The 6671-nt window shown below is 69.4% G+C and carries 5 protein-coding genes; 4 read left to right on the forward strand and 1 reads right to left on the reverse strand.

Translation table 11 applies throughout. From position 1 onward, the window contains the following. Positions 1-263: 263 nt before the first annotated feature. Positions 264-713 carry a hemerythrin domain-containing protein gene (locus tag B9P64_RS05680; protein ID WP_176256734.1) on the forward strand — a complete coding sequence of 150 codons (450 nt, stop codon included), beginning with the start codon at positions 264-266 and terminating at the stop codon, positions 711-713. 12 nt (positions 714-725) lie between these two features. Here B9P64_RS05680 and pdxR read toward each other — a convergent pair whose 3' ends face one another. Continuing rightward, positions 726-2258 carry a MocR-like pyridoxine biosynthesis transcription factor PdxR gene (gene pdxR, locus B9P64_RS05685; RefSeq protein ID WP_235839904.1) on the reverse strand — a complete coding sequence of 511 codons (1533 nt, stop codon included), beginning with the start codon at positions 2256-2258 and terminating at the stop codon, positions 726-728. A 158-nt stretch (positions 2259-2416) separates the two neighbouring features. On the opposite strand from pdxR, the gene B9P64_RS05690 reads away from it, so the two are divergent. The 3 genes from B9P64_RS05690 (at position 2417) to B9P64_RS05700 (ending at position 6167) form a co-directional block, all read left to right on the forward strand. Continuing rightward, positions 2417-3169 (forward strand): gamma-glutamyl-gamma-aminobutyrate hydrolase family protein, encoded by a 753-nt coding sequence (locus B9P64_RS05690; protein ID WP_085315261.1) that lies wholly within the window; start codon positions 2417-2419, stop codon positions 3167-3169. Positions 3170-3289: 120 nt separating this feature from the next. Next, a complete protein-coding gene (locus B9P64_RS05695) occupies positions 3290-4657 on the forward strand; it encodes a glutamine synthetase family protein (RefSeq protein WP_085315262.1) in 1368 nt (455 codons plus the stop codon). A 115-nt stretch (positions 4658-4772) separates the two neighbouring features. Next, positions 4773-6167, forward strand: a complete 1395-nt coding sequence (locus B9P64_RS05700) for an aspartate aminotransferase family protein (protein ID WP_085315263.1) — start codon at positions 4773-4775, stop codon at positions 6165-6167. The last annotated feature ends 504 nt before the right edge of the window (positions 6168-6671 follow it).

Genomic DNA, 6671 nt, shown 5'->3' on the forward strand with positions numbered 1-6671 from the left:
GGATCGTGTCGGCTTTCATGAATCCGGCACCCGGCCGCCGAGGGCGTTGGAGCCTTGCGCCAGTTGCTGCGTGAGAAAGTCGATGCCGAGGCCCGCACCCGGGCCGATTGCCGGCGCCGCGCGGTCGTCATGGCCCGGGCAGGGACGCGATCCTTCCGCCTACACCCAGGCCACCCGCCGCCCGACACGCCGCGCCCGCGCCGCTGCCCAACATGGCTGCCACGCCCCATCCCCGGAGCGCGTCATTCACCGAGGAGCACCGCATGGACATCCGCGATTGCCTGAAGCAGGACCACGACGAGGTGAAGAACCTCATGACGCAGATCTGCGCCACCGACGACGCCAGCGACGCCAAGAAGCTGTTCCGCCAGGTGAAGGACATGCTGACCGCGCATGAGCGCAGCGAGGAGAAGGTCGTCTACACCGCGCTCAAGAAGCTGACCGACGAGGACGAGAAGGAGCTGGGCTTCGAGGGCGAGGTGGAACATGCGCTGGCCGACAGCCTGGTCGAGCAGCTCGGCCACGGCAGCGCGTCGACCGCGCCGTGGAAGGCCCGCGCCAAGGTGCTCAAGGAACTGCTGGAGCACCACATCGAGGAAGAGGAATCGGACATCTTCGACTGCCTCGAACAGGAATTCGACGATGCGCAGCGCGAAAAGATGGGCGCGGCCTTCGTCAAGGGCAAGGAAGCGCTGCTGGCCGCGCACGCCTGAGCGCGGCGCCGCTCAGGCCGCCTTGCGCCGTCCGCGCGGCGCAAACAGCCGGCGCAGGATGCGCCCGAGCGTGCGCGCGCCGGGCTCGATGCCGGCGCTCTTCACATACGCATAGCCGATGACCAGCCCGGCGCGCCGGGCCGCCGGCGCATCGAGGTAGTAGCGCGACAGCGGCCGCACCGACAGCCCCGCATCGGCGCATTCCTCGGCCAGCGCGGCATCGTCGCTGCCGGCCGGCAGATAGAGCACCAGATGCATGCCGGTCTGCACCGGCGACAGTTCCAGCGCCGGGCCCAGCGCCTCGCGCAGCGCGCTTGCAAGCCTTTGCCGGCGCTCGGCATACACCTGGCGCTGGCGCCGGATGTGGCTGGCGAAATAGCCGAGCTGGATGAACTCGGCCAGCACCGCCTGCATCAGCAGCTGGCCGGGCCGTTGCAGGTCGTAGAGGCCGGTCTGCATGTCGGCCGCGATGGCCGGCGGCACGACCATGTAGCCGATGCGCAGGCCCGGATACAGCACCTTGGAGAAGGTGCCCAGGTAGATGACGCGTCCGGCCTCGTCCAGCCCTTGCAGCGAGGCGACCGGCCGGCCCTCGTAGCGGAATTCGGCGTCGTAGTCGTCCTCCAGGATCCAGGCGCCGGTGCGCGCGGCGTAGTCGAGCAGCGCGCGCCGGCGCGCCAGGCTCATCACCACGCCGGTCGGGTACTGGTGCGACGGCGTCACGTACACAAGGCGGGCTCGGGTCGCGTAGTCGTCGGCGTCGGGCGCCAGACCTTCGGCATCGACCGCCACCGGGCGCAGTTGCAGGCCGTTGGCGCGCAGCACGCGTTCGGCGGCCCAGTAGCCGGGGTTCTCGACCCAGGCGAGATCGCCGTTGTCGGCCAGCAGCCGCGCGCACAGGTCGAGCGATTGCTGGGTGCCGGGCGTGATGAGCACCTGATCGGGCGTCACATTCACCGAGCGCGACACGCGCAGATAGTCAGCCACCGCGCGGCGCAATTGCGCATGGCCGCCGCCGTGGTCGTAGTCGAGCAGCTGGCCGCGCGCCTGGCGCCACTGGCGCGCTTGCAAGCGTTGCCACACCTTGAACGGAAAGCCGTCGTAATCGTCGTCCTCGCCGGCGAAGGGCTGGATCTCCACATGCTCGCTGGCGCGCCGGCCGGTCAGCAGCACGCCCCGCGCCGACAGCCGATTGCCCGGCTCGGGATGACGCCGGCGCCGGGCTTCCTCGCGCGCCAGTGCCGGCGCGACGGCGGCCGGCAGCTCGGCGATGGCGCGCGACACATAGGTGCCGCTGCCGATGGTCGCTTCCACATAGCCTTCGGCGAGCAGCTGGTTGAGCGCCGACAGCACCGTGTTGCGCGACAGGCCCAGCTCCACCGCCAGGTCGCGCGACGACGGCAGGCGCTCGCCGGGCGCCAGCCGCCGGCTCAGGATGGCGCCGCGCAGCGACTCGTAAAGCCGCCGGTGCATCGGCAGACGCGGATGAAAATCGGCTTCGGCCAGCTCGCGCGCAAGCAGATCGGCAATCGGGGCAACGCTCAAAGTGGCACCTTCGCTACTGACAAAGTGGACCTTTCAAGAGTACCAAAGCGTCATGCAAGCTTGGTTCCGACCCCGCAGCAACCGACGCCCGCAAGGCCGCGCGACACAATCGCCGGCCTTGCGGCTCGCCCTGCCCTTCATCTCACCGGCTTCCGCAAATGTCCGCCCCGCGCCCCTTCGTGCTGCTGCCCTGCTGCAACCGAGAACTCGGCGGCCATCCCTTCTTCATCCTCGGTCGCAAGTACGCCGCCGCCGTGCATGACGTGGCCGAGGCGCTGCCGCTGCCGCTGGTCAGCCCGGCGGCGCGCGACATCGAGCGCTATCTGTCGGTCGCCTCGGGCGTGCTGCTCACCGGCTCGCCGTCCAATGTGCATCCGGCGCGCTTCGGCCAGTCGGTGCATGACGCCGCGCTGCCGCTCGACCCGGAACGCGACGACGCCACCTTCCTGCTGATCGACCGCGCGATCGCGCTCGGCCTGCCGCTGCTCGCCATCTGCCGCGGCCTGCAGGAAGTGAACGTGGCGCTCGGCGGCACGCTGCAACAGGCAGTGCATGAGCGCGCCGGCGCGCTCGACCATCGCGAGCCCAGGGACCGGCCCATCGACGTGCAGTACGGCCCGGCGCACGACGTGCGCGTAGCGCTCGGCGGCCGGCTCGCCGCCATCACCGGCCGCGAGGGCTTCGAGGTGAATTCGCTGCACGGCCAGGGCGTGGGCCGGCTGGCGCCCGGCCTGACCGTGGAAGCCAGCGCGCCCGACGGTCTGGTCGAAGCCTTCAGCATCGATGCGCATCCGGGCTTTTCGCTCGCGGTGCAATGGCATCCCGAATGGCGCGCCGCCGACAACCCGGTCTCCGCTTCGATCTTCCGCGCCTTCGGCGCGGCCTGCCGCGACTGGCGCCCGCCGTCCTGACGGCAAACCCAGTCCGGCACTTACCAGACGGTCGCGCGCACAGCCCTTGCGTGCGCGACCATCGAGGCAGCGCGCACGAGCATCCAGGCGCGCGCCGCAACCCCCACCAGGAGTGAACCCATGGCGACCCGTGAAAACTTCGGCCACGCCGATCTCGAACTGTGGCTCAACGAACGCCGCGTGACCGAGATCGAATGCCTCGTGCCCGACCTGACCGGCGTGGCGCGCGGCAAGATCCTGCCGCGCGAAAAGTTCAAGGAAGACCGCGGCATGCGCCTGCCCGAGGCCGTGCTCGGCATGACCGTGACCGGCGAGGCGCCCGACAGCGACGAGTACAACGCCGTCATCTCCGAGAACGACCGGGACATGATCCTGATCCCCGACGCCTCCACCGTGCGTCTCGTGCCCTGGGCCGCCGACCCGACGGCGCAGGTGGTGCACGACTGCTATTTCCACGACGGCCAATTGGTGGACTACGCGCCGCGCACGGTGCTGCGCAAGGTGCGCGACCTGTATGCCCAGGCCGGGCTCAAGGCCGTGGTCGCGCCCGAGCTCGAGTTCTATCTGGTGGCGCAGAACAGCAATCCCGACGTGCCGCTGACGCCGCCGATCGGCCGCAGCGGCCGCGCCGAAACCAGCCGCCAGCACTACAGCATCGACGCGGTCAACGAGTTCGACCCGCTGTTCGAGGACATCTACGACTACTGCGACGTGATGGAGCTGGAGGTCGACACGCTGATCCACGAGATGGGCGCCGGCCAGATGGAGATCAACTTCCTGCACGGCGATCCGCTGGAGCTGGCCGACAAGGTCTTCTACTTCAAGCGCACGCTGCGCGAGGCCGCGCTGCGGCACAAGATGTACGCCACCTTCATGGCCAAGCCGATGGCCAACGAGCCCGGCAGCGCGATGCACATCCACCAGAGCGTGGTGAGCGCCACGACCGGCAAGAACATCTTCAGCACCGATGGCGGCGAGCCGTCCGATGCCTTCCGCCACTACATCGGCGGACTGCAAAAGTACCTGCCGGCGGCGATGGCCTTCCTCGCGCCCTACGTCAACAGCTACCGCCGCCTCGTGCGCCACACCGCCGCGCCGATCAACCTGCAATGGGGCCGCGACAACCGCACCGTGGGCATCCGCGTGCCGCACTCCTCGCCCGATGCGCGACGCGTGGAAAACCGCGTGATCGGCTCCGACGCCAACCCCTACGTGGCCACCGCCGTGACGCTGGCCTGCGGCTGGCTCGGCATGCAGGAACGCATCGAGCCGAGCCCCGAGAGCAAGAGCAGCGCGTATCACAGCGACTACCAGCTGCCGCGCTCGCTGAGCGAAGCCATCTCGCTGCTCGACGCGGCGCCGGCCTTGCAGAACGTGCTCGGCCAGCGCTTCTGCACGGTCTACAAGCTGGTCAAGCTGGCCGAGCACGACGAGTTCATGCGCGTCATCAGCCCCTGGGAGCGCGAGCACCTGCTGCTGCACGTCTGATCGATTGAAGGGCGCTGCGGCGCCCGCCAATGTCCCGGGCGCGGTTGCGCGCCCGCCCTCTTCTCCGCATGCGGCCACGCCGGCCGCAATCGCCGCCACGCACGGGAGCCGCGCCATGACCGCCAGCCTCAGCACCCGCGAATTGCAAGCGCTCGACAGCGCGCACTTCATCCATCCCTTCACCGACACCAAGGCGCTCGCGGCCAGGGGCGCGCGCATCATCAGTTCGGCCGAGGGCATCTGGATCACCGACCGCGAAGGCCACCGCATCCTCGACGCCATGTCGGGGCTGTGGTGCGTCAATGTGGGCTACGGACGCACCGAACTGGCCGATGCGGCGCATCGTCAGATGAGCACGCTGCCCTACTACAACAGCTTCTTCCAGACCACGACCGAGCCGTCGATCCTGCTGGCGACGCGGCTGGCCAGGCTGTCGCCGGGCTTCTCGCGCGTGTTCTTCTCGGGCTCGGGCTCGGAAGGCAACGACACCGTGCTGCGGCTGGTGCGCCACTACTGGGCCAGCCTGGGCCAGCCCGGGCGCAGCACCATCATCAGCCGCTGGAACGCGTATCACGGCAGCACCGTGGCCGGCGCCTCGCTCGGCGGCATGAAGTACATGCATGAGCAGGGCGGTCTGCCGATTCCGGGCGTGGCCCACATCGACCAGCCCTACTGGATCGAGCACGGTCACGGCATGGACCGGCGGGAGTTCGGCAAGCTCGCCGCGAGCTGGCTGGAAGCCAGGATTCTGGAAATCGGCCCGGAGAACGTCGGCGCCTTCATCGGCGAGCCGGTGCAGGGCGCGGGCGGCGTCATCGTGCCGCCGCCCGGCTACTGGGCCGAGATCGAGCGCATCTGCCGCAAGTACGACGTGCTCATCGTGGCCGACGAAGTCATCTGCGGCTTTGGCCGGCTGGGCAAGTGGTGGGGCAGCGAGCGCCTGGGCTTCACGCCCGACCTGATGACCTTTGCCAAGGGCGTGACCAGCGGCTACTTCCCGCTCGGCGGCGTGATGGTCGGCGACCGCGTCGGCGAGGTGATCGTCGAGCGTGGCGGCGAGTTCGAGCATGGCTATACCTACTCGGGCCATCCGGTCGCCTGCGCGGTGGCACTCGCCAATCTCGACATCATCGAGCGCGAGGGGCTGGTGCAAAGGGTTGCAGAAGTCACCGGACCAAGGCTCAAGCAGGGCTTCGAGGCGCTGGCCGAGCATCCGCTAGTAGCCGAGCCGGAAGCCATCGGCTTCATGGCCGGACTGGTGCTGTGCAAGAGCAAGGGCGGACCGGCCGACGGCCCGGGTTTCGTGCCGTTTGCACCCGAGCTGGGCGTGGGCATGGTGTGCCGCCAGCATTGCTTCGACAACGGGCTGGTGATGCGCGCGGTCGGCGACCGGATGATCGTGGCGCCGCCGTTGTGCATGACGCCGGCCGAGGTGGATGAGCTGCTGGCGCGGATTCGGCTGTGTCTTGATGCGACGTGGGCGGATTTGCGGTCGCGCGGGTGGTGCTGAGAGAACGGCGGGCGGTGGGGCAGGGCCTTCGCGGGGCGACTGGAACGGCCTTGCGCGATGCGCAAGGCTGCCCTCGCTGCGGTGACGGGCGCCGGCCGGTCCGCCAACTCGCAACGCTTGCGCGTTGCTCAGACATGCGGACCTGAGCGGCTGCGCCGCTCACCGGCGCCCGTCGCCTTCGCTCGGCGTTCCAGACGCCCCGCGATGGCCCTGCCCCACCGCCCGCCTCTTGAAGCTATTAAGGCAAGACACACACGCTGCAATTCACCCGGCCAACCACACATCGGCCCAATGGGGCCGCAAAGCGGCCCCTAATCTGCCCAAGTAGCTTCAGGAGGTGCGACGCGGGGCGGGAGACGGGCGGGGCGTCTGGCGCGCCGAGCGAAGGCGACGGGCGTTGGCGAACGCCGCAGGCGTTCAGGTCCGCATGTTTGAAGGTCGCGCAAGCGACCTGAGTTGGCGGACCGGCCATCGCCCGGCGCCGCAGCGAGGGAAGCCTTGCGC

The sequence above is a fragment of the Derxia lacustris genome (assembly GCF_002105195.1).
GTDB classification, from domain to species: domain Bacteria; phylum Pseudomonadota; class Gammaproteobacteria; order Burkholderiales; family Burkholderiaceae_E; genus Derxia; species Derxia lacustris.